The sequence below is a fragment of the Chitinophaga alhagiae genome (assembly GCF_003568665.1).
Lineage (GTDB): Bacteria > Bacteroidota > Bacteroidia > Chitinophagales > Chitinophagaceae > Chitinophaga > Chitinophaga alhagiae.
On the sequence record NZ_QXMH01000001.1, the window covers coordinates 897,898 to 920,600 of the forward strand.

The following is a 22,703-nucleotide window of genomic DNA, read 5'->3' on the forward strand; positions in this document are numbered from 1 at the left end:
CCGTTATCAAAAAGTAAGGTTTGCCGCAAAGATCAGTTGCGTGGGCACGGTATAGGCGCTGTTCTGCGCACCAGTGCGTTCCGGCAGTTTGATCATGCTGTTGGTGATGTAGCCCAGGTTCTGGCCGCTCACGCTAAGGGTGAGTGCGGAAATCCTGGCCGGCTTCAGCAGGCGGGCGGGAATGCCGTAGCTGAGCGATATTTCCCGGATGGCCAGGTAATTGGATTTGACGTAGAACATGTTGCTGGGCCGGTCAAAGTTTTTGGTATTCAACTGGTCTGCCCAGGTATAACGCGGATATTTGGCGTTAGGATTTTCCGGCGTCCAGGTATCCTTCACTATTTCGGTGGCGTTAAATTCTCCCTGGAAGCTGCCCAGCGCCCACATCTGCATAAAGTCCTGCTGACTGTGGCCGGTAGCAAAATCAAAACGGGCAAACAGGCGGAGGCCCTTGTAGGTCAACGTGGTATTGAAACCGCCCGTCCAGCGCGGCAATGCCTGCCCTATCCGCACCATGTCACGGTAATCTATAGTATCGTTACGGTCAATGTCTCTCCACATCATGTCTCCCGGTTTGGTACTAATGAAATTGGCCAGTCCTCTTTCAGTGATCAGTTTCTGGCTGGCCACCCGTTTGCCCGCAGCTGCGCCAAACTGTACCTCGCCGGCGGCCATATCTATTTTGTTGTATTCCGCCAGGTCTTTTTCGTTGCGGATAATACCATCGCTCACAAAGCCGTAAATGGCACCCCACTCCTGGCCTTCCTGCAGGCCGCCTACCCATATTACCTTGCCGCTGGCGGGATCATACACTTGCTGGCCGCCCTGGCGGTTGTTTTCGTTGCCATTGTAAGGCAGCTTCACTACGGTGTTGCGGTTGTATGCCGCGTTGGCGGCCACCTGCCAAGTGAAATCTTTTTTCTGCACTACCTTGTAAGCCGCTTCCAGCTCCACACCTTTGTTGCGGAGCGAGCCGTTGTTGGTCCGGATGCTGGCCACACCGGCAGAGGTAGGTAGGTTCACAAAAGTGATCTTGTCTGAAGTGAGGCGGTTGTAATATGCCGCCGATGCCGTCAGCCGGTTATTGAAGAAACCCATGTCTGCCCCTACTTCCACCGTATTTGATTTTTCCCACTTCAGGGTGGGGTTGGCCAAGGCAGTTTGCAGAAACCCGATGGTGCCGTTGTACGCTGTTTGCGCACCGTAAGCGCCCTGCAGCTCATAAACACCAATAGCGTTATTGGTACCGATGCCGATGTTGCCGTTGATGCCCCAGCTGCCGCGCAGCTTCAGATAGGAAAGCCAGTTTTTGAGCGGGCTCATGAAACGTTCATTATGGGCAAGCCAGCCTACTGATGCAGCGGGGAAGGTACCGTACTGGTTATCGCCAATAAGGCGGGAATAACCATCGTGGCGGATGGTAAAAGAAGCCAGGTACTTGCCGTCCCAGTCATACAACAGCTGCCCGAAGCCAGACATGATGCGCTCCCGAGAATGGTAGGAATCCGTGCCGCGCGTTTGCGTAGTAGCGTTGTTGAGGGTGAGGCCCAGGTCCATAAAATCATCCGTAGGTGCCAGTGAACCGCTTGCGCCCATGCCCTTTTGGTATGCGTCAAAAAATTCGAAACCCGCCATGGCATCTATATTATGACGGCCGGCAAACTGCTTTTTATAGCTGGCAATGGCGTTGTAGGTCTGGTTGATAGTTCTGTCAAACGCCGCGGAGCTGGCCCTTGTTCTGTTCCAGCCCGTGTTGGGGTTGGTATAGCTGAGCAGGCCGGTACGGAAATCGCGGTTGAAACTTTCGTTGAAGCCTTCGTCATAGAACAAGATGCCCCCCACCTTGAAGTTGAGGCCGTGGCCGGCATCGAAGCGGAAAGACTGTGAAAAGGTGAATTTGTCCGTCTGGTTCTTGCGGATGTATTTATCAATATTAATAACAGGGTTACCATCGCTGGCATCTCTGCCCAATATCAGCTCTCCGGCGGCATTGGTACCGCGCATGGTGGGCGGGGCAGACAACATGCGCCCCCAGTAGTTGCCTTCACCGTTGGTGAGCGCCTGGTCACGCCAGTTGGCTACCGTGTATTGTACGCTGCTTTCAGAAGTAAGCCAGTCCTTGATCTTGTAATCTCCGTTGAGGGTAAAATTGATGCGGCGGTAGTAGGTTTTGAGCGGAAGCCCCCGCTCATCGAAATAACCGATATTGGCATAATACCGTCCCCTGTTATTACCACCCGTCATGCCGATGTTATAGTCTTGCGAGGCGGCAGGCGAGTTGAATGCGTAATCTCCGTAATTAAAATCCTTGTAGATCAATTCCGCCTGCGTGCCGTTGGGATCATATGCACCCGCGGCATTAGTAGGCACCGGGTCTTTCATCACCTTCCAGCCGTCATTCATGCCCAACAGCTCCCGGTTGGCATCTGTGAGGCGCATGGTGCTCCAAACCGCGCGGGAGTCATAATTGCCGTCCAGCACATTACCCGCGCCATCTTTGTAGAGGTTGCCGGTGCCCCTGGGGCCTACTGCCCCCAGGGCGCTGGCTGCCAGTGTACCGTTTTTGATGGCCTCTACTACGGCGCGCCGTTGCCAGGTGATGTAATCTTCCGCATCGAGAAATTTATAGGGAACGTTCAGATAGCTGAAACCTCTTTGTGCCTTCAGTGAGATGGAGGAGCTGCCATCCTTGCCGCGTTTGGTGGTAATGAGAATTACACCGTTGCTGGCGCGTGCGCCGTAAATAGCAGTGGCGGAGGCATCTTTCAATACTTCCATGCTTTCAATGTCTTCCGGGTTGATGTCGCTGAGAGAACCGCGCATTTGCCCATCTACCATAATTAAAGGACTGCCGCTGCCGTCAAAGTTGGTGCCGCCACGCAGAACGATGTTGGGCAAAGCACCGGGACGGCCGGAGGTGGTAGATACCCGCAGGCCGGGAATAGTGCCGGCCAGCGCCTGTGCGGGGTTGGCACGCATACCTGATTCCAGTATTTTTTTGTCCAGCTTAGAAATGGAAGAAGTAAGCTTTGAACGTTTGGCGGTGCCGTAACCGGTGATCACCACTTCGTCCATTTTAGACGCATTTACTTTCAGGCGCGCGTTGATAGTGATGCCGCTGCCTATCGTAATCTCCTGCTGTTCAAAACCGATGTAAGAGAATACCAGCACTTCTCCCGGGCTGGCATCAATGGAGAACTGGCCGTTGGCATTGGTTTGTACTCCTTTTTTGGTGGCTTTTACCACTACGTTCACTCCAATAAGTGGCTGGTTGTCGTCGTCAGACACAACTTTGCCTGAGATCTTTCGTTCCTGGGACCAGGCTGGCCCGGATACTAACAGGCATACCAGTAATAATAAGCCATGTAATCTAACGAATTTCATACGGGACGAATTTTGGTTGTATTATGTATAACATAATAAAGATAGGGAAATATTTCGATTGTATTATGTATAACATATAAAAAAGTGAGGGCGGGTTAGGAGAATTGGAATAATCTATTGATTATTAATACAATAGGGGCAATAAAAGATTTTTCCGGGAGGCGGTGGAGCTATTTTTACTGCTATGCCGCTATGAAAAGCACATTGGGTTGTAACATCTGTTAAAGCATCAGGGTTTAACTTGTTCCGCCACTGGCAGGATGCGATGCTTTGATTTGGAGTGTTTAAGTGTAGCTAGGTCTTTACCAGGGCCGGCTATTTCTTCTTCTCTGTTCCGTCATCTCCATATCTTTCAAATTTATTTACAAAGGCCTTTAATCCGTTTTCCGGCAATTGAATTTCCCGGATGGTAGTTCTTAACGGCCCGTGGGCAACTATTACTACCCGATTTTGTTCCAGCAGGATATTATTGAGCGGAAAGGAGAGCCTGATGTCTGCGCCGGGAGATCGCACTTCCAGCCGGTTATTGCGGAAATCGAACTTTGCAGCCACTATCATGTTTCCGGTTGCCATTTCCCCGCGCGGGCGCACTATCCATTTCAGCCACATATTATCACCGGCCTGCACACGCCCTTCTTTTGCTCCTGTATCTTTACCCTGGAAATAAAACAGGTGAACAGTGTCCCTTTCAATATGGCTGATCATGGCCGCATACGGCAGCAGCTCCTGCACATGTACCTGTTGCCCGCCCTTGTAAATATAAAGTTCCCCGCCTGTTGCATCTTTTCCGCGCAGCAATACTTTTACACTGTCTTTCACATAACATTGCCGCAGCGGCGCCTTACTATTGAACACACCACAGGAAAACAGTAACATCATGGCGGCCAGGGCGGCCCATCCGTATATATTTTTTCTGCCGGTCATAAACAGCCTGCAATGTATTATTTTAATTGCATTATCCCTATGGAAGGGCTGTAATTCATACATAAGCCGGGCAATCAACAGCAAAGGGGGATGAAGCACCAGGCCCCATCCCCCCTCAACATATCATTCACAGTCTACTGCTTTATCAGCTTCACTACTGTCCGCTTCCCTTCCTGATGCACTTCTACAAAATAGATCCCCGCCTTGAGGTCTTGTCCAAAACGCAGCAGTTGCCCGGAGGTGGTGTACAACTGCTTCACCAGCCGCCCGGCTACGTCCATCACCTTTACGTGGATGGTTTTACTGCTTTCACTTTGCACCGTCAGCGTAAACTCATATGCGCTGGGATTAGGATACGCTTTGATACTGAGCTTCCCTTCCGCTGCGGTATACGGGTGCCCGGGCATGCGGCTGAGGGCAGCGCCGGCGGGGCCTGCATCGGGAATTGCAGACCAGGTGCCTACTTCCTGGAAGTCTGTTCCGGCGTTGCGAACAATCCTTTCCGCCTCACCTGTTTCAGATGATGTGGCCAGCTTCATTTCTTTACGCAGGTAGAAGAAAGTGCCGCCGGGATGCGTGGGCGTATATTTTACGAAACGGCTGAAACCCTTTGATGCCGTGTTCACGGAATCTTCGTTGTACCAGCATTTGATACTGAAGCTACCGCTGCCGCTTGCACGCCGCACCAGTATTTTCAGCTGCAACAGATCTGCCGGCGTATAGGTAATGCTGTCTGCATTCAGCGGCAGCAGGAACTTTTTGCAATTGCCAAGACCGTTCCCTGATATGGGCTGGTCCAGCAGGGTACCGGAGCCTACCAGCGTGCCGTTCAGGTACAATTGGGCCATGAGGTCTATGCGCCGGGTGTTGTTATTCCCGTTGGCAGTACCCGCAAAAATGGTGAGCGGGCCAAACGTGCTTTTGGGATGCTGTACCGTTACCGTTTGTAAAGCGGTGGCCGTGTTGCCGCTGCGGTCCGTGGCCGTCCATGTTACAGTAGTGACACCGAGCGGGAAAGACGCCGGCGCATTGTGGGTAATGGCAGCCACGCCGCCATTGTCAGTGGCGGTGGCCTGGCCGATATTTACCGCCACTTCAGCCGCTCCTGACTCCGTAAAGGCCGTAATGGCAGGCGGGGCGGTAACCAGCGGGGCAATGGTATCTTTTACCACTACTACCGTTATGGAATCAGACCACGCGCTGAGCCGCGCACTGTCTGTTACCCTGGCACGCAGGCCATAAATACCGGGCGCCGCATCTACCCAGTTCCATTCATATGGCGCGGCGGTAACCACTGCTTTTTGCTCACCGTTCATATAAAATGTTACGCTGTCTACCTGCCGGTCATCTCCGGCGTCGGCTTTGACAGACAAGGCCTGGTGTTCTGTAAGCGTATCTCCATTGGCGGGCTGGGTGAGAGCGATGTGCGGGTAGTTATCTGCCAGCAATACCGGTCTCCAAATAGCTTCAGCGGCCTCCCTGGAATGGAAGGTAGCATCATTGGTCTGGCCGGATACGGAGGAAACAATGGCCAGGGTGAGTATTTTATCCCCGGCGGCTTCTTCAGCCACCTGCGTACTGATATCCCATTCCGCCACTCCGCTCCGTTTGCCGGTCAAACTGGCCAGCAGTGTGGTGGTGGCGGGTTTGTTATTCCAGTTGATGCCGGTCTCCGTCCAGCTGTCATTATCACATTTCCATACCTGCCACTGGGTGCCTGTTACGCTGGTACCTGCTCCGATAATGGATAAGCGGAGGGTGGCAATGCCGGGGTTGGTGAAGCCGTTCAGATCAAATTTCAGGTAGGAGATCCTGCTATAACCGTTGTTCCCGTCTTTTTTTACCACAATTGAAGTGGCGTTGCCAAAATTGGCAGTAGCGCTGCCGCCATCCCGCACGTAAGCGTCAGCAACGGGAAAGGCGCCACCAATTACAATGCCTGCGCCGGCAGAGCTGGCCGTATCCCCGTTCTGATAAACAGCGCGGGCTGTGAGCGTATGTACGCCTGCCGGTGCGTTCTGCCAGGAGAAACTGTAAGGGGCCGCGGTGGCTTCGCCAATTTTAATGCTGTCTGCATAAAAAGCTACCTGGCTGATGGGGCTGCCACCGCCACCTGTGCTGGCCACAATATTGACAGCCGTACCTGTTGCAAAGGCCGCATGATCCGTGGGAGAAGTAATGGACACCGCTTCCATGATAACGTTCACAACCGGAGAAACAGCCGTGTTGCCATTTTGCGCGGTGGCCCTGGCCGTAATGGCGTATGCGCCGGGCTGTACACCCGTCCACAGGAAGGTGTACGGTGCAATGCTGTCTTCTCCCAGTTTGTTGCCACCTTCATAAAATTCCACTTTTTCCATAGCGCCGGGGCCAAAGGCGGTGGCCGTCAGCGGAATATCTGAGCCGGCCGCAAATACGGCGTTATTTCCGGGAGAGGTAACAGCAGCTACAAGATCTTCCCGCAGGGTAGATGGTTCAATGGCAGGAGACGGGTAACCCAGCGCGTCAATTTCATCGTAAACAGACTGGTCTACATTCAGGCCCCAGTTACGGAAAAACTGCCCCAGGTTTTCCCCGCTGATCTGGCAGGCATACAGCATGAAGAGGCGCATCTCCGCAGGGTCTCCGCTGGGGGTGGGCGCTTCTTCCCTCACACGTTTATGCAGGGTATGATAAAATGCATCGCCATAAGCCAGCCATAACTGGTGGAACATGCCCAGCCGCGTAAACAGCGATACGCCGGAAGCATTGAAATTTTTAGAGGCCTGCGGCTGGGCCAGATAATTCATCACCGTATTCCAGTCTCCCGTGCTCATGCCCTGCTGGCCGGGGTGAATGGCCCGTTTGGCTGCCAGGGAATAAATGTTCACGCATACTTCAATGCAGGTAGACCACGTCCAGGCCCAATGCTGGTGGTGGTGACCTATTTCGTGAAACACGCCCCAGCCACCGCTGTCAAGGATGTAAGAGGGAGACAATATCCAGTTAATACTGCCGGTGGGGATGCGTACCCTGCCCAGTGAAGTGGCATCCGGGTTGCCGCTGGCCTTTTCCAGCAGCATCAGTTTGTTTTTCAGGATGGGCGCATGCAGGGGAGAACTGTTGTCCAGCCCGCTGATATCCCCTTCTGCCTGCATCACCCTGTCCATCAGCGTGAGCAGGGTATCCTGGTTCTCATCCCGGAAAGCGTCTGCCTTGACGCGGGAAACCACAATAAATACCCTGTCAGACACCAGGGTGGCGTTTGGCGAAAGCGTGTCCGCATCCAGCATATCCAGCCACTGCTGGTGTGTAGTAGCCCCCAATATGTAAAGCGGCATCTGCTGATACCCTCCCTGGAAAGTAACCCTTACTTTGTTATTGTCAGACGGGGTGGCGGAAGAATACTGCAAGTACAGGTCTCCACCGTTCACATTGGTGATGGTGTTCACTCCGGCCACCAGGTCATAGGTGGCGACCGGCTGCCGGTCATAGGTGCCCATGATGAGTTTGGGCAGACCCGTGCCACCCAGTTGCTCTACATAAACGGTCAACGGCGTATTGGCCGTGGCCCTCAGGCCTACCGGCTCAAAGTCGGCCACCTGCAGCGAGGTTTTGATACGGCCTGTTTCAGTGGCAATGTTAGGGACCTGCGTCAGTTCCCAAACATTGCGGGCAATCATGTTAAAATAGCCGGAAGGAGGCGGGGTGGCGGCCAATGCAGGTAACGTGGCAAGCAGCCATAGCAGGATGGCGCATGCTCCCCTGCGGAAAGGTTTCAAGGTAGCATTCAATAACATAGAATAGGTTTTGGTTGAAAAACAGTTTTTATCATCCTAAAACTACTGTTCCATACAGCAGCAACTGCCGGTCAAAACGCGCTTAATTACCGGTGAAATGTTTCATGACCAGGCTGGCCGTTGCGCAGCAGGCTATCTAACAAACTGATTATAAAATGATTACAAGATTCGAAATAACGGGAACACAAAAGGCAATAAAACGGTGAATAAACCACTTCTATCCGCGGATTCAGTAACTTTCTACTATGGAAACACCTGCATACCAACGCGCCCTCGCTTTCAGGGCGCTTCATGAGCGGCCCGGCATTTTTATAGCGCCCAACCCCTGGGACGCCGGTTCCGCCAAAATGTTAGCCAGCCTCGGCTTTGAAGCCCTGGCCACCACCAGCGCCGGCCTTGCTTTTTCATTGGGCAAGCCAGACGGGCAAGGCGCCGTTACCCGGGAAGAAACATTGAAAAACATTCAGGACATTATTGCCGCTACTGCCCTCCCGGTGTCCGCAGACCTGGAAAACGGGTATGGCGACAAACCGGAGAGCTGCGCAGAAACAATTGTGCAGGCAGGCATGGCGGGGCTGGCCGGTGGTTCTATTGAAGATGCCACAGGCCGGCCAGGCGATCCTATTTACCCCTTTGAGCTGGCGGTGGAAAGGGTACGCGCCGCCGCGCTGGCTGCTCACAGCCTGCCGCAGCCTTTCACGTTTACGGCCCGGGCAGAAAATCTCATCTATGGCCGGCCAGACCTGGGAGACACCATCCGCCGCCTGGTGGCCTATGCGGAAGCCGGTGCAGATGTGCTGTTTGCCCCCGGCCTGAAAACCCGTGAAGAAATAGCGGCTGTGGTAAAGGCCGTAGCGCCCAAACCAGTGAATGTGGTAATGGGGCTGGGGCCAGCGGTTTTCACCGTGGAGGAGCTGGCCGAGCTTGGCGTTAAACGCATAAGCCTGGGCTCGTCTCTAGTTCGGGCGGCGTACAGCGGTTTTCTGCATGCTGCCGAAGAGATCAGGAACAAGGGTACCTTTCGTTTTGCAGCTAACAATATCGCTTATACGAAGTTCAACGATCTGCTGCAGTAATGCGGTGTATGAGGCCCTTGCCCGGCAAGTGCATGGCCTGTTGGGGCAAGGGCTGTAATGAGCGCCATTGTGTGCTACAAAGGCATATAATAATATTCGTTCTCACCTACTTTCACATTCCCGATACGCCAGCTTTTCCATAGTGGTTGAACAAGGCCGGATTCCCATTGCGCCAGCTCTTCCTTCAGTTCTTTCACTTTGTCCGGATGAGAAGCGGCCACGTTGTTTTTCTCGGTTACATCCGCTGCAAGGCTGTAAAGCCATGCTTCCCCGGATTGCGCGTTCAGCAGCAGCTTCCAGTCCCCTTTCCGCACGGCTTTCTGGTAGGCGTGGCGCCAGAAAAGGGCCTGGTGCGGGATGCTGTCTGTACGGCCGGAAGCGTATGGGAAAAGATCCACCCCGTCATATTGCCTGCCTTCCGGCAATGCGGCGCTGGCGGCAGCAGAGGCTGTGGCAAAAACGTCCAGCAGGCTTACCGGCGCGTTCAGCACCTTGCCGGCGGGTATCTGGTTTTTCCATTGGAGCAGGAAGGGAACGCGTACGCCGCCTTCAAATTCCGTGATCTTGCCGCCGCGCAGGGGCCGGTTGTCTGTGAGGCCGGTATAGCTGGCGCCGCCATTATCACTCAGGAAAAAGATGAGGGTGTTTTCTTCCAGACCGCTTTCTTTCAGTTTAGTTGTGATTTTCCCAACAGCATCGTCAAGCGCAGCGATCATGGCGTAATAGGCGCGCTGGTCAGGGTCACGTATATGGGCCAGTTTGTCGTAATACGCTTTGGGCGCCTGCACAGGCGTGTGCGGTGCGTTGAAAGCGGTATACAGGAAGAAGGTGGTGTCTTTGTGTTTCTCAATGAAGTCTACGGCGGCCGTAGCCAGCCTGTCTGTCAGGTACTCGTTTACTGCTACCGGCTGGTTGTTTTCCCTGATAGCGCGGTACCCTGTCCGTTCCGGTACGGCGGCTTCTTTTTCCCAAGAAAGTTTCCGGGTCACCACGGTAGTGTCTGCGGTGTTCACGCTATAAAACGTTCCCCCGCCAAGGAAACCGAAATGATAGTCGAAGCCCCGCGCTTCCGGGTAAAATTCAGGGAGGAACCCAAGGTGCCATTTCCCGATCACACCGGTCACATACTGGTGTTGTTTGAGCTGCTGGGCCAGCGTAATTTCGCTCACCGGCAAGCCCTGCCGGGTTACCCCGTCATAGTTTTCAGGCTGATAGGCGTACACATGACCACCTGGTACCGCCTTCACGGCAGCGGGGTCCTTTACCACCTCGTGGATCTGAAATTCATGACCAAAGCGTTGCTGATAGCGGCCGGTCATTAACCCGGACCGCGAAGGGCTGCATATGGGCGCGGAGGCATAGGCCTGCGTGAACCTTACGCCCTCCTTGCCAATGGCATCAATGTGCGGTGTGCTTACATAAGTACCGCCATATGCGGAAATATCGCTCCAGCCGAGGTCATCTGCAAGTATCACCACCACGTTGGGGTTTCTTGTTGCCTTTTGCGGCGTTTTTGGCTGATCGCAACTGCCAAGCGTGAGCGCTGATACGGCCAGCATCAGCGTAGTATTGACTGGTGAAAAAAATGTCAGTTTCATATTCAGGGGATTAAAATGAAGGTCACTATAAACTGTGTTTTGCCACTACGGCATGGTTCAGCTCATGCCCCAGCCCGGGCCGGTTGCTAACGGAGATGTGCCCGTCAACAAATTCTTCCCGGGGAGTAATGAGGTCTTCCCGCCAGGGCACTTCTCCAAACGCCCATTCCAGTATCGCAAAATTCGGGATAGCCGCCACGGCCTGCACGCTGGCCGCAGTGGCCACGGGTCCGCTGGGGTTGTGCGGCGCCACCAGCAAACCCGCTGTTTCCGCCAGGGCCGCTATGTAACGCAGCTCCTGTATACCTCCGCAATGCTTTACGTCCGGCATCAGGATATCCAGCGCTTTGCCGGCCACCAACGGGGCAAATCCTTCCCTGCCGAATATGGATTCTCCACCTGCGGTGGTCCTTTCTGTAGCATCTGTGATGGCTTTGGTTTCCTTCACATACTTTCCCGGGTTGACGGCTTCTTCAAACCAGTACAGCTGCAATGGTTCCACCCTCCTGGCCACCTCAATGCCCAGCGGCTCATCAAGGTGGCTGTGCACATCTACCAGCAGGTCAATATTATTTCCAATGGTTTTTCTTACGGCCTCTATGCACCCTACGGCGTGATCAATGTCTGCCTGTATTTGCGCCGGCGTGGAGGGCAGTGCTTTCATTTCATCAAAAGGCGCCATTTTAATAGCCCTGAAGCCCAGCTTCAATGCGGCCTCCGCATTTTTCTGGAACGCATGCGCCGGCCGCCGGCCATGGCTGTCTTTTTCATTGGTGGCGCGGTTAATATTGGCATACACCTTTATCCTGTCTCTCAGCTTTCCGCCAAGCAGATCGTATACCGGTACGCCCAGCGCCTTGCCTTTTATATCCCACAGAGCCTGCTCTACAGCGCTGAAGACCGTTCCTGAAATTCTTGACCGGGCGGCAAGCTGCCATCCCTGCTGCCGGTAACGTTCTATATTAAAAACGCCTTGCCCCTTTACCAGGCCGAAAAACGTATCGATCTCTTTCCGTAACACACCTTGTTCATCCGCCGCTATGAGCTTGCCGCCCTGGGAAGCCTCCCCCACGCCGGATATGCCTTTATCTGTCTTTAGTTCCACAAATACCCAGTTTCCCCGCTGGTTCACTTTTACAATGTGTACCTGTATAGCTGTTACCACAGGCTCTAACCTGCCGGCAGGCTGCCGCGCAACATCGTGAGATGGTTGCACGGCGCCGGTCAGGATAGACGGCAGGGCCAGCCCGCCGCAGCTCAGTTTCAGGAAATGCCTGCGGGATGAAGGAGAAGTTGTTTTATCACTGCTCATACAATTGTTTTATTGTTCTATTACTATTGACTTCACAGTGCCCGTAAAAGAGAACGGCCTTTCGTAAGCATCCGTAACGGGTACGGCCTGATCTTTCCCAAGGCTCACGCCGTCTCCGCCAAATGAACCGAGATACTTGTTCCTTTTAGTGATCTCCGCCTCCGCCACCTGTTCGTCATCCACAAAAAGCGTTACGCTGTTTTCACCTTTGAATTTTACACGGATGGTATGTTCTCCCCCGGAAAGCTGCTTGTCCGTGCTCAGGGTGATCTCTCTTCCCGCATCCGTGAGCGTATAGTGCAGCTTGCCATCCTTGATGTACAAGCTGGTACCTCCGGTAGACCAGCCGCCGTTGGAAAATATTACGCCGGTGGCCTCCCTGCCAGGTATGTTCACGGCCGCTGTGATGGTTACATCACCTTTGCCAACGTACACTTTTGTTCTGGCCGTTGTGCCCTGATAAATAACGGCCTTGTTCCTGATAACGGGTTGCGCCATACCGGCCTTGTAGTTTCTGAGCGGGTATACGTTGTAACGGGTGGCTTCCTGGTCAAACAGGGCTTTCAGCTCTTCCAGCTTTTGCGGGTACTTTGCGGCCAGGTTACGGGTTTCGTTCCAGTCTTCCTGCAGGTTATAGAGTTCCCACTTGTCTTTTTCAAAAGGCGGCGGTGTAAAATGCGGATCAGATCCTTCCGTACCGAAGAAGCCCCGCGGATGGTATACGGCAGCTTTCCAGCCATCTTTGTAAATGGCCCTGCCTCCATGCAACTCATAGTACTGAACGGTACGCGCGGCAGGTGCAGCGGCGTTCGCAATGGTAGCGGCAAAGCTGGCGCCATGCAGTGGCAGCTGCGGGTAACCGTTGATTGTTGCCGGTACTTTTACCTGCGCCAGTTCTACGGTAGACGGTAATACGTCAATTACGTGCGCATACTGCGTGCGGATGCCGCCTTTTTCCCTGATCTTTTTCGGGTAAAAAACGATGAGCGGGTTATGGGTTGCCCCTTCGGAGTTGGCGTCGCTCTTCCAGTACCTGAACGGTGTGTTGGTAGCCTGAGACCAGCCCAGGGGATAGTTGGGATGTGTGTACGCCGTTCCAATTTTTTCATATTGCGAAAGCAGGTAAGCTATATCATGCCCCTGGGGGCCTTCCGCCCCGCCGGTGGTGCCGGTATAAGTGCCTTCCTTGCTTCCGCCGTTATCGCCGATGATAACAAAGATCAGGGTATTGTCCAACTGGCCTATCTGGTTGAGATAGTTGACAATGCGGCCAATTTCAAAGTCTGTGTAGGAAAGGAAACCGGCGTATACTTCAAAGAACCTTTCAAACACCTTTTTCTCATCTGCAGACAAGGATTGCCATGCCTTGATACCCTCCTGCCGCGGCGGCAGCTTTACACGTGCAGGTATAAGGCCCAGGGCTTGCTGGCGTTTGAAAACATCTTCGCGGTATTTGTCCCATCCGCCGTCAAATTTGCCTTTGTACCTGTCAGACCATTCTTTTGCCACCTGGTGGGGAGAATGCGTGGCGCCCGGCGCCAGGTACAGGAAGAAAGGCTTGTCTGGCGCGGCAGACTTCTGGTTGGCGATGTAGGAAATGGCCTTGTCTGCCAGCAGTTCGTTGAGGTGTTTCTTATTCCCGTCGAGGTTTACCGGCGTGATACCTTCCACCAGGTCTGGATACCACTGGTCTGTAGCGCCACCCAGGAAACCGTAGAAGTGGTCAAACCCGCGCCCTGTAGGATACCGGTTGAAAGGGCCGGCGGCCGTAAGGTCTATAGGCCGGTTGCCATGCCATTTGCCCAGCGCAAAAGTGTTGTAGCCGTTTTCCCTGAAAATTTCGGCAATGGTGCCTGCTTCCAGTGGAATATCGCCGGAGTAGCCCGGCGTACCAATACCCAGCTCCGCATGATGCCCCATGCCTACACTATGCGAATTTCTGCCGGTAAGCAGCGCCGCTCGGGTAGGGCTGCAGATGCCGGTGGTGTGAAAATTGGTGTAACGAAGGCCGTTGTTGGCCAGGCTGTCAAACGTAGGCGTTTCAATCAGCCCGCCAAAAGCAGACGATGCGCCAAAGCCCACATCGTCCAGCAATATCCATACTACATTGGGAGCGCCTTTGGGTGCTTTGGTCCTTTCCGGCCGCCACTGCACGGTGCTGTCAAGCGTTTTCCTGATCTTTCCGCCAAAGGGCTGCAGCGGGCTGTGCTGGGCCTGGGCTGGAGTAAAAATGATAAAGAAGAGCCATCCCGTCAGCAGGCTGATGACATGGCGCGATTGATGGTTCATATAATTACTTTTTTTCAGGTTGATCAACATTTATTTTCAACAGGCTTATTCCCAACCGGGGTTTTGGGTGAGGCTGGGATTACGCTGTATTTCGAGGTAAGGTATAGGGTATAAATAGTGGCGCGGGGCCGCGTTGGTCTTACCGGCTTTTTTCAGGTTCACCACCAGGGTACCGCGGCCTTCCGGGCCTACTCCCGTAGCCTCGCTGCCTGTTTGCCTGATAAGATCAAACCAGCGCTGGAACTCGTATACCAGCTCCAGCCGCCGGTCAAGGTACAGCGAGTCACGAAACTGGTCTTTGGTGAGCGCTTCCAGCGGTGCAAGACCGGCACGGCGCCGCACGCGGTTATAGGAGGCGTAGGCTTTGACCGTGGGACCGTTCAGCTCGTTCTCCGCTTCCGCATGTATCAGCAATATTTCTGCAAAGCGCAGTATGGACGTATTGGCGGAAGATTCATTGGTAGCCGCAACAGCACCGGGGTCCCAGTATTTGTTGAAAAACGGCGTGGAGTCTCCGGCAAGAGCCGGATCATTCAGTTGCCCGTACAGTTTTCCGTTGGAAGGGCTTCTGAAGCTGGTCACAAAGGTGACCGCCTTCCTTTTATCATTGGCTGAATACAATTTATAAACGCTGAAGAACTTGTCGCTTCCGTTTGTGTAGAATTGCACCTGGTCCCCATAGCTTCCTACCAGCCCGGGAATACCAGAAAAAATGGCCCTCCTGGTAGAGGCATGGCCCTGGCTTTGTGCAAAGCCCTTGAACTGGGCGGAGAAAATGTGCTCCCGGCTGTTTTTATAGGCAGGCAGAAAAACATGGGAATAATCTTCCAGCAGGTCATAACCGTAAGGCCCGTTGATCACTTCTTCACTCCACTGCACCGCTTTATCCCACTGGCGGATGGTCAGGTATACCTTTGCCAGCAATGATTTGGCGGCCCCTTCCGTAGCCCGGCCTACTTCGCCGGTACCACCTTCCCTGAAATGACCGGCAGCAGCCGTGAGGTCATTGATGATCTGTTCATACACTTTTTCTTTCGGCGTTCTGGGCACCTGCAGTTCATCAATAGATAGTGTGGTCTGATCTTTCAGCAGCAGGGGCACATCTCCGTACAAACGCACGAGGTTAAAGTAGAACAGCGCCCGCAGGAAAAGCGCCTCGCCCAGCAACCGGTTCTTCAGCTCGCCGTTGATGTTCATGTCAGGTATCCTTTGCAGGGCCGCGTTGGCCTTGTTCACGGCAATATAATGCTGCTGCCACATCTGCTCTACCCTGATGTTGGTGGAAGAATGGGTGAGGATGGCCAGGGAACGTACATTTGGATTGGGTGTTCCCGGCCCGGAGGTAAGATCGTCACTGGCCATGTCCATGGCGGTATTCAGCAGCGATCCGTACATCTGGTGCTGCCCTTCCGGCTTATCGTTATTCAGTGAATAATAAATGGCATTCACCGCTGCAACGGCATCTTCTGCCGTTTTGTAGAACTGGTCACTGGTCAGGAAAGACCTGGGGTCTTCCTTCAGTTTTACGCAGGATGACAACAGGCCGATGACCACAAGGGCCCTTATATTGAAAAATGTGCTACGCATCTTCTTTTCTTTTTTACAATGAAACAGACAGCCCGGCAGAAAGGGTTTTTGTGCCGGGGTAACTACCAAAATCAAAACCGGAGCTGAGCGCGTCCTGGCCGTTTCTGCTCACCTCAGGATCAAAGCCGGTATACTTCGTCCACGTAAGCAGGTTTTGCCCGGAAACATACACCCGCAGGGATTTCAGCCGCAACCTTGCAGACAGCGCAGAAGGCAGGGTGTACCCCAGCGTAATGTTTTTCAGCCGCAGGTAGGAGCCATCTTCCACAAATCTGTCTGACAAGGTGGGCGAAGGGTCTTCAATAGCACGGTGTACGTCTGTGTTGGTATTAGTGGGCGTCCATCGGTTCCGCAGGGTAGCAGACGCGCCGGTAAAACCGGAGCCTATTTCCAGCAGGGCCTTGCTATTGCTGAAGATCTTGTTGCCGTAGGAAGACTGCAAAAAGATCAGGAGGTCAAAATTTTTGTACCTGAAATTGTTGGACAGGCCGGCCAGGAATTTTGGCTGAGAGTTGCCCACAATGGTCACATCTCCGGCCTGGGTAATGGCGCCATCGCCGTTCACGTCTTTATATTTCTGGCTGCCGGCCCTTGTGTTGGGCGTAGGGGACAAACTGAAATCGTCCCCTTCCTGGAAGATGCCGTCTGTTACATACATAAAGAAATTGCCCAACGGCTCCCCAACACGCACGATCTCCGAAGTTCTGGCGGTGTTGGCGGGGTTGATGGGAATAAATTCTTTTACGCCAGGGCCCAGGCTCAGCACTTTGTTCCTGTTGGCTGAAAAAATCAGGTTGGTGGTCCAGCTGAATTTGCCAGTCAGGTTCTCTGAACGGATAGCCAGCTCGATCCCCTTGTTCTCAATACTTCCGTAGTTCTGGAAAGCACTTTCAATACCAGACGAGAACGGCAACGGTACTTCCAGCAGCAGGTCATTTGTTCTTTTATAATAAACATCTGTGGACACGTTGATCCTTTCCGCAAACAGGCCCAGTTCCAGACCCAGGTTGTATTGCTCCGTTTTTTCCCAGCTAAGGTTGGCATTTTCGTAGCTGCTGGGCGCAAAACCGCCTACCAACTGGTCCTCAAAATTGTAGCGGTAGTAAGAAAGCCGCGCCAGCGAACGGTATGCCGGTATTTCCTGGTTACCGGTGAGGCCTGCGCTCACTCTCAGTTTCAGGGAGCTGATGGCTTTGATGCCTTCCAGGAACTTTTCGTCACTGGCATTCCATGCAAAGGCCGCGGAAGGGAACGTACCCCATTTGTTGTTATTGCCAAAGCGGGAAGAACCGTCTGACCGCACCGTGAAAGTGAAGAGGTATTTACTTCTGAAACCGTAGTTGATCCTGCCCAGGTACGACTTTAAAGCCCATTTGGTATAGAGCGAACCTGGCGTTCTGAGAACAGCGCCGGCGCCCAGGTTATGATAGGTAAAGGCATCGTTCACAAAATCTGAAGAACCCGCACTGAATACCTCTGTAACCGCCTGCTGCTGCGTATTGCCCACCAGCACATCAAAACGGTGGTTTTGCCCCAGGTCAAACTTGTAGTTGAGCGTGTTCTCATTCAGCCAGTTGACCGTACCCAGAGAACCTACTCCCGCAATGCCTGCCGGCAGCCCCTCAAATACAGTAGACGGCAGGTACCTGTTCTGTTTGTTGTTGATGATGTCTGCCCCCACCAGCACCTTGGCCGTTAGCCCCTTGATGATCTCGTACTCACCAAAACCGTTCAGTAAAAAACGGCGGGTGTTGGACTCGTTGGTTTGGTTATGCAGGGTATTGATGGGATTGCCGATGGCCGTTTCAAAATTGCTGACCAGCGTGAAGTTCCTCTCGGCGTCCCTGACAGGTACGGTAGGCGGCATTTCCAGCAGGCCCTGCACCACCCCGTTGGGCGCTACTTTGGCGTTAGTGGCACTGCCCGTGAGGAAAGCCCCGATCTTGAACCGCTCGTTAAAATCGTGCTCAACATTCAGCCGGGCGCTGTAGCGTTCAAAGCCGGTGTTGATGATCACGCCGTCTTGCCTGAAGTAACCGGCGGAGAGCAGGAATTTTGATTTTTCCGTACCGGCAGACAGTGACAGACTATGATTGGTGACAGGGGCGGAGGTAAAAGCCTCGTCTTGCCAGTCCGTACCTTTCCCCAGCGCCTTTAATTGTTCCGCGGAATACAAGGGAGGTTTGCCGGCATCAGCCCTTGCATCATTCTTCAGCGCACCCCATTCTTCCGCATTCAGCAGCGGCAGCTTCCTGATCACGCTTTGCACGCCGAAATAGTTGTTGTAAGACACAGTAGACTGCCTGGCCTTGGCGCGTTGCGTGGTGATCAGCACCACCCCATTGGCGCCTCTTGAACCGTAAATAGCTGTGGCAGACGCATCTTTCAATACCTCAATAGACGCTATGTCTGCCGGGTCGATACTGGCCAGCGGGTTGATCTTTTCGCCACTGGTGATGCCGGCATCTACAGACGCATCACCATTGTAAACAGGGAAACCGTCAATAACGTACAGCGGCTCGTTGCCGGCATTGATAGAGGTACCGCCCCTTATCCTGATGGAAGCGCCGCTGCCCGGCTGGCCGCTGGACTGTGTAACCTGCACACCGGGCACAGCACCTTGTAACAATCTGTCCGGCGAGCTGACCGGCTGCCCTTTCAGAATGGTAGGTACAGACGCTACCGCACCGGTAAGGTCTTTCCTCCGCTGCCGGCCATAGCCCACTACCACTATATCTCCCAGGCTGCTCACTTCCGGTTCGAGCTGAATTTCTGCAGGGCTTTGGCTTACAATTATGCGCAGGGTCTTATACCCAACATAACTGATCACTAGCGGGTACGGCAGCTTTTGGCCGGTTACAAAATTAAATTCTCCCAGGTTGTTGGTGGTTACGCTGTGGGTGACCCCTTCAATTTGTATAGAAGCACCGGCCAGGGGGAGCTTGGTAACGGCATCCGTTATTCTTCCTGATAAGGTAGAGTTGACAAGGGGAGGTGATGGCCGTTGAGCTAAAGCGCAGAGCGGAATTACAAGCAGTAATAGAATGAATAGTGTAAGATGCCGGGCATAAAGCACCCTCCCGGCATTCGCATTTTTTTGCATACCTTTACATTGGTTTTAGAGTTAATTGAAACAGGCGACAACGCCAATTGAGAACCTGTTTTAATGATAAGACCTTGGGAAATACTTCATGTATTTCCCTTTTTTATTGATTGCCTACATTCTTATTTCCATGCCGTTCAGTTTTTATGATAGTACCGGCAAAGCGATGCCAGCCCCCGCAAATGCGAGGTTAATTGAAGCGTGACCATTATTAAGAAAGGGGAAACGTTACTGTTTCTGAGAAAGTAGCCGGCAACAACACTTCCCGCAGGAACCGGCCTGTGTTTTACACATCAGTACTGTTGGCAGGGAGCTGGAAGTCTGTGCTTTCATATGTTTAAAGTTTTAAAAAAAGTTAGCCTTTATGCTGGTCTGATCTATCAGGGAATTGCTCCCCTGCTAGTTCCGGTTGGTATGTCTAATGTTTGTCTTCACCCACATCATGAAGAGAATTAATGGCTGATATGTGGCTACAGTGGCGGTTTCTCTCGCAATGGCCCGATATTCTTACTGCCAGTGCCTCCTATTAACGGAACAAAAATAGAAAGAAGAAATAAAAAAACAAAATAAATCTACTAAATTAGTAGACTAATAATTTTTGCCCGGCCAAATTCCTCTCTTCCATCCTGGCCTTTTCTCTAAAAATCCGGGCACGCTGACCAGGCTGGCACAATTTTTCCGCACTCCTCTTTGATGAAATCACTGCTGATACTCACAGATTTTTCAGAAGCCGCCTTCCGTGCCGCGGAATACGCCTGCGGCATTGCAGCAGGGCTGGAAGTGAATCGGCTCATTCTCTACCATGCCTACCAGACCATTGTGGGCGGAACCGAAATACCCGTTGTACAAGACAGTCAGGAGGTATACCTCGAAAGCATGAGATCACTTGGCCTGCTGCATGACCGGCTGAAGGCACTGGCAGGCCCATCCGTTGAAATTGAACTGGTGGCGGAAGAGGCCATCCTGGGGGAAAGGATCAACGAACGGTACCGGCAGGGAGAAGTGATAGCTGTGGTAATGGGCGTTTCCGGCAAGTCCAACCTTGAAAAGCTGCTGATGGGCAGCATGACAGCACAAGTGCTGAAAAGCAGTGAAATGCCGGTGCTCATTGTACCGCAAAACGCGTTGGTGGGCCGGCCCGTCAAAACAGTTGTTTTTGCAACAGACCTGGAGGAGGTAACCCATGTATCTCTCAGCCGGCTGTACGCCTTCCTGGACGCATTCGGCGCCAGCCTGTACGTTTTGAACGTAATGCCCGAAACACAGGAAAAATACGCCCCGGAAACTTTTGAGGCCATTACAGACCTTCACCGGCAACTGGAAAAATACGCCCCTACCTTCGGCTACATCACCAGAAACGATGTTGTAGAAGGCATACTAACGTTTTCAGATGAGCGGCGGGCCTCATTGATCATGGCTGTTCCTAAAAAACACGGCGGTTTCTCCGCCCTGTTCCACAAAAGCATCTCGAAAAAGCTGGCTTATCATTCAGCCATTCCGCTACTGCTGTTCCCTGTGGTGGAATGATGGGAATTTTTCCACAGGTTGTGGAAGGTTGGATACATTGCAACCGCAGCCAGCCTCAATTGAGTTTTACCAGCTGTTGCCGCTGCGCTTCATTCAGGTCCCGGATATCTATTACCTCCAATGCTACGCCCTGTGGCCTAAGGGGCCGGTAGATATTTTTAGCGGAGTTACCCACCGTCCACATACCACCTGTAAGCGGGTCTATGATCAGCATGCCCAGCGCGCCGCCAATAAAGATGTTACCGAAGTACCAGCCGCTGATCTTGAAGTCAACGGGTACCGTCTGGTCCGCATAACCAGGCTTGCTGAACGTGATCACATAACGCGCCGGCGAGAAATAACCGGCCCCGGATTTCAGGCGTACCTGAGCGGGCGTTTGGCCGGAGAAAATTTCTTTTCCCTTTTTATCTGTTACTGTTACTTTAGCGTCTTCAGGTTTAGTGTTGAGCACAAAGGTGTGCTTGGTGCCGGAAAAAATAGTAGCGCAGGAGGAAAGGCCCAATGCCGCAATGGCAATGACAGCATAGGTGGCGAATGCTCTTTTCATGGTTAGGGATTTACTCCCAAGATAAGGATTCCGGGTAATTTCGTACAACCATCTTCCTGATTCTTGTCAAGATACCACATGTAGGGCACCGGCCAAACCGGGAAGGGAAAACCGGCGGAAAGAAAGGCCCCTTTCCGCCGGCCTGCCTATGAACGGGTTAATTCCATCCACCTCCCAGCGCCCGGTAGATCCGCACCATGGCGCCCAATTGTTCCTTTTGCGTTTCAATCAGCTCAAATTTCGATTCCAGCGCGTCTCGCTGGGTCATCAGCACCTCCATATAGTCTGCACGTGCAGACTTGAACAGGTCGTTCGAGATGGTGATAGACTGTGTTAATGCCGCTACCTGCTGTGCCTTCAGTTCGTAGCGTTTTGACAGGTTGCCGATCTTTGACAGCTGGTTGGCCACTTCCACGTAAGCGTTCAGAACGGTACGCTCATAATTGTAAACCGCCTTCATCTGCCTGGCGTTGGCATTGCTGTATGCCGCCTTTATGGCATTTCTGTTAACCACGGGCGCCACCAGGTCTCCCGTCAGCGAGTACAACAGGGATTCGGGTGTTTTCACCAGGTATGCCGGGTTGAAAGCACGGTAGCCGATGGCGGCGGAAATGCCGAGTGAAGGATAGAACCGTGCTCTGGCCACCTGCACATCCAGCCTGGCCGCGGCCAGTTCCAGCTCCGCCTGTTTGATGTCAGGGCGGTTGGCCAGCAATTGTGAAGGAAGACCGGCATGAATGGCGGCGGGTATATTATTCCCGAACTGCCGGTCGTTTCTCGGAATGGGCGCCGGGTAGCGGCCCGCCAGAAAATTGATACGGTTTTCAGTTTCTGTGATCTGCTGCTGAATGTCATATTGAAGGCTCCTGGTGTGCAGCACCTCCGCTTCAAACTTGCGTACTGCCAGTTCTGTAGTGCGGGTAGCATCTTTCTGCAGCTTCACGATCTCCAGTGCATTGTTCTGTATGCCGATATTTTGTTTTACGATGTTCAACTGGTTGTCCAGCGCCAGCAGTTCATAGTAGGAGCCGGCAATTTCTGCGATCAGGTTCGTTACCAGAAAATTCCTCCCTTCTATGGTAGACAGGTAACGGGTTACCGCTGCTTTCCGGGCATTCCTCAACTTGTGCCATACATCCACCTCCCAGGTAGCATAGGCCGCAACCATGTAATCCGGCAGCGGTTCCGGCATTTCCTTTCCGGGCTTGATATCCGTATTGGCGTCATTAGCGCCCTGGCTGGTATACCGGCCCACTTTCTCCACACCGGCCCCGCCTCTCAGGCCAACAAATGGCAGGTATTCCCCCTTGCTGGCCCTTGCTTCATTACGCGCCATTTCAATTTCCTGCAGGGCAATGTTCAGCTCCTGATTATTTTGCAAAGCGGTGTCAATAATGGCAGACAGGTACGGATCGGCAAAAAAGTCCTTCCACCGTACATGCGCGGTGTTCAGCGTATCTTCCTGGCTGCCATACCGCGCAGGCACCGCTTTGTTTTCCGTTCTTCCTGTCAGCGCAGGAATCCCGCAGGCCGCATAGATCATGCTGATGCAGCCGATTATGATATATCTGTACAAA

Annotated in this window: 12 protein-coding genes; 2 read left to right on the forward strand and 10 right to left on the reverse strand. The window is 53.1% G+C overall.

Annotation, left to right across the window (positions count from 1 at the left end; translation table 11 throughout):
- Positions 1 to 6: 6 nt before the first annotated feature.
- The 3 genes from D3A97_RS03480 to D3A97_RS03490 all read right to left on the reverse strand — a co-directional run bounded on the left by D3A97_RS03480 (position 7) and on the right by D3A97_RS03490 (position 8,087).
- Positions 7 to 3,384: a SusC/RagA family TonB-linked outer membrane protein gene (locus D3A97_RS03480; protein WP_119076672.1), complete on the reverse strand. Its 3,378-nt coding sequence runs from the start codon at positions 3,382 to 3,384 to the stop codon at positions 7 to 9.
- Between the two features lie 315 nt (positions 3,385 to 3,699).
- Positions 3,700 to 4,308, reverse strand: coding sequence for a hypothetical protein (locus D3A97_RS03485; protein ID WP_119076674.1), 609 nt, complete (start codon positions 4,306 to 4,308; stop codon positions 3,700 to 3,702).
- Positions 4,309 to 4,442: 134 nt separating this feature from the next.
- Positions 4,443 to 8,087 carry a M60 family metallopeptidase gene (locus D3A97_RS03490; RefSeq protein ID WP_119076677.1) on the reverse strand — a complete coding sequence of 1,215 codons (3,645 nt, stop codon included), beginning with the start codon at positions 8,085 to 8,087 and terminating at the stop codon, positions 4,443 to 4,445.
- A 245-nt stretch (positions 8,088 to 8,332) separates the two neighbouring features.
- On the opposite strand from D3A97_RS03490, the gene D3A97_RS03495 reads away from it, so the two are divergent.
- Positions 8,333 to 9,163 (forward strand): isocitrate lyase/PEP mutase family protein, encoded by an 831-nt coding sequence (locus tag D3A97_RS03495; protein ID WP_119076680.1) that lies wholly within the window; start codon positions 8,333 to 8,335, stop codon positions 9,161 to 9,163.
- 74 nt (positions 9,164 to 9,237) lie between these two features.
- Here D3A97_RS03495 and D3A97_RS03500 read toward each other — a convergent pair whose 3' ends face one another.
- From D3A97_RS03500 to D3A97_RS03520, 5 genes are read right to left on the reverse strand one after another with little or no spacing between them, the layout of a single operon-like run.
- Entirely contained in the window at positions 9,238 to 10,761 is a 1,524-nt protein-coding gene (locus D3A97_RS03500) for a sulfatase (protein WP_119076682.1), read from the reverse strand.
- Between the two features lie 25 nt (positions 10,762 to 10,786).
- Positions 10,787 to 12,073 carry a mandelate racemase/muconate lactonizing enzyme family protein gene (locus D3A97_RS03505; protein ID WP_119076684.1) on the reverse strand — a complete coding sequence of 429 codons (1,287 nt, stop codon included), beginning with the start codon at positions 12,071 to 12,073 and terminating at the stop codon, positions 10,787 to 10,789.
- Between the two features lie 9 nt (positions 12,074 to 12,082).
- Entirely contained in the window at positions 12,083 to 14,362 is a 2,280-nt protein-coding gene (locus D3A97_RS03510; RefSeq protein WP_157986332.1) for a sulfatase-like hydrolase/transferase, read from the reverse strand.
- 45 nt (positions 14,363 to 14,407) lie between these two features.
- The gene (locus D3A97_RS03515; protein ID WP_119076689.1) at positions 14,408 to 15,949 is read right to left on the reverse strand and encodes a RagB/SusD family nutrient uptake outer membrane protein; all 1,542 of its coding nucleotides are present in this window, start codon (positions 15,947 to 15,949) and stop codon (positions 14,408 to 14,410) included.
- A gap of 13 nt (positions 15,950 to 15,962) precedes the next feature.
- Complete coding sequence (locus D3A97_RS03520; protein WP_119076691.1) at positions 15,963 to 19,052, reverse strand: SusC/RagA family TonB-linked outer membrane protein; 3,090 nt, start codon at positions 19,050 to 19,052, stop codon at positions 15,963 to 15,965.
- A gap of 693 nt (positions 19,053 to 19,745) precedes the next feature.
- Here D3A97_RS03520 and D3A97_RS03525 point away from each other — a divergent pair.
- The gene (locus tag D3A97_RS03525) at positions 19,746 to 20,579 is read left to right on the forward strand and encodes a universal stress protein (RefSeq protein WP_119076693.1); all 834 of its coding nucleotides are present in this window, start codon (positions 19,746 to 19,748) and stop codon (positions 20,577 to 20,579) included.
- A 55-nt stretch (positions 20,580 to 20,634) separates the two neighbouring features.
- On the opposite strand, the gene D3A97_RS03530 is transcribed toward D3A97_RS03525, so the two are convergent.
- Together D3A97_RS03530 and D3A97_RS03535 are read right to left on the reverse strand one after the other, a co-directional pair.
- The gene (locus tag D3A97_RS03530; protein WP_119076695.1) at positions 20,635 to 21,126 is read right to left on the reverse strand and encodes a hypothetical protein; all 492 of its coding nucleotides are present in this window, start codon (positions 21,124 to 21,126) and stop codon (positions 20,635 to 20,637) included.
- Between the two features lie 157 nt (positions 21,127 to 21,283).
- Complete coding sequence (locus D3A97_RS03535) at positions 21,284 to 22,702, reverse strand: TolC family protein (RefSeq protein ID WP_232825837.1); 1,419 nt, start codon at positions 22,700 to 22,702, stop codon at positions 21,284 to 21,286.
- Position 22,703: the final 1 nt, after the last annotated feature.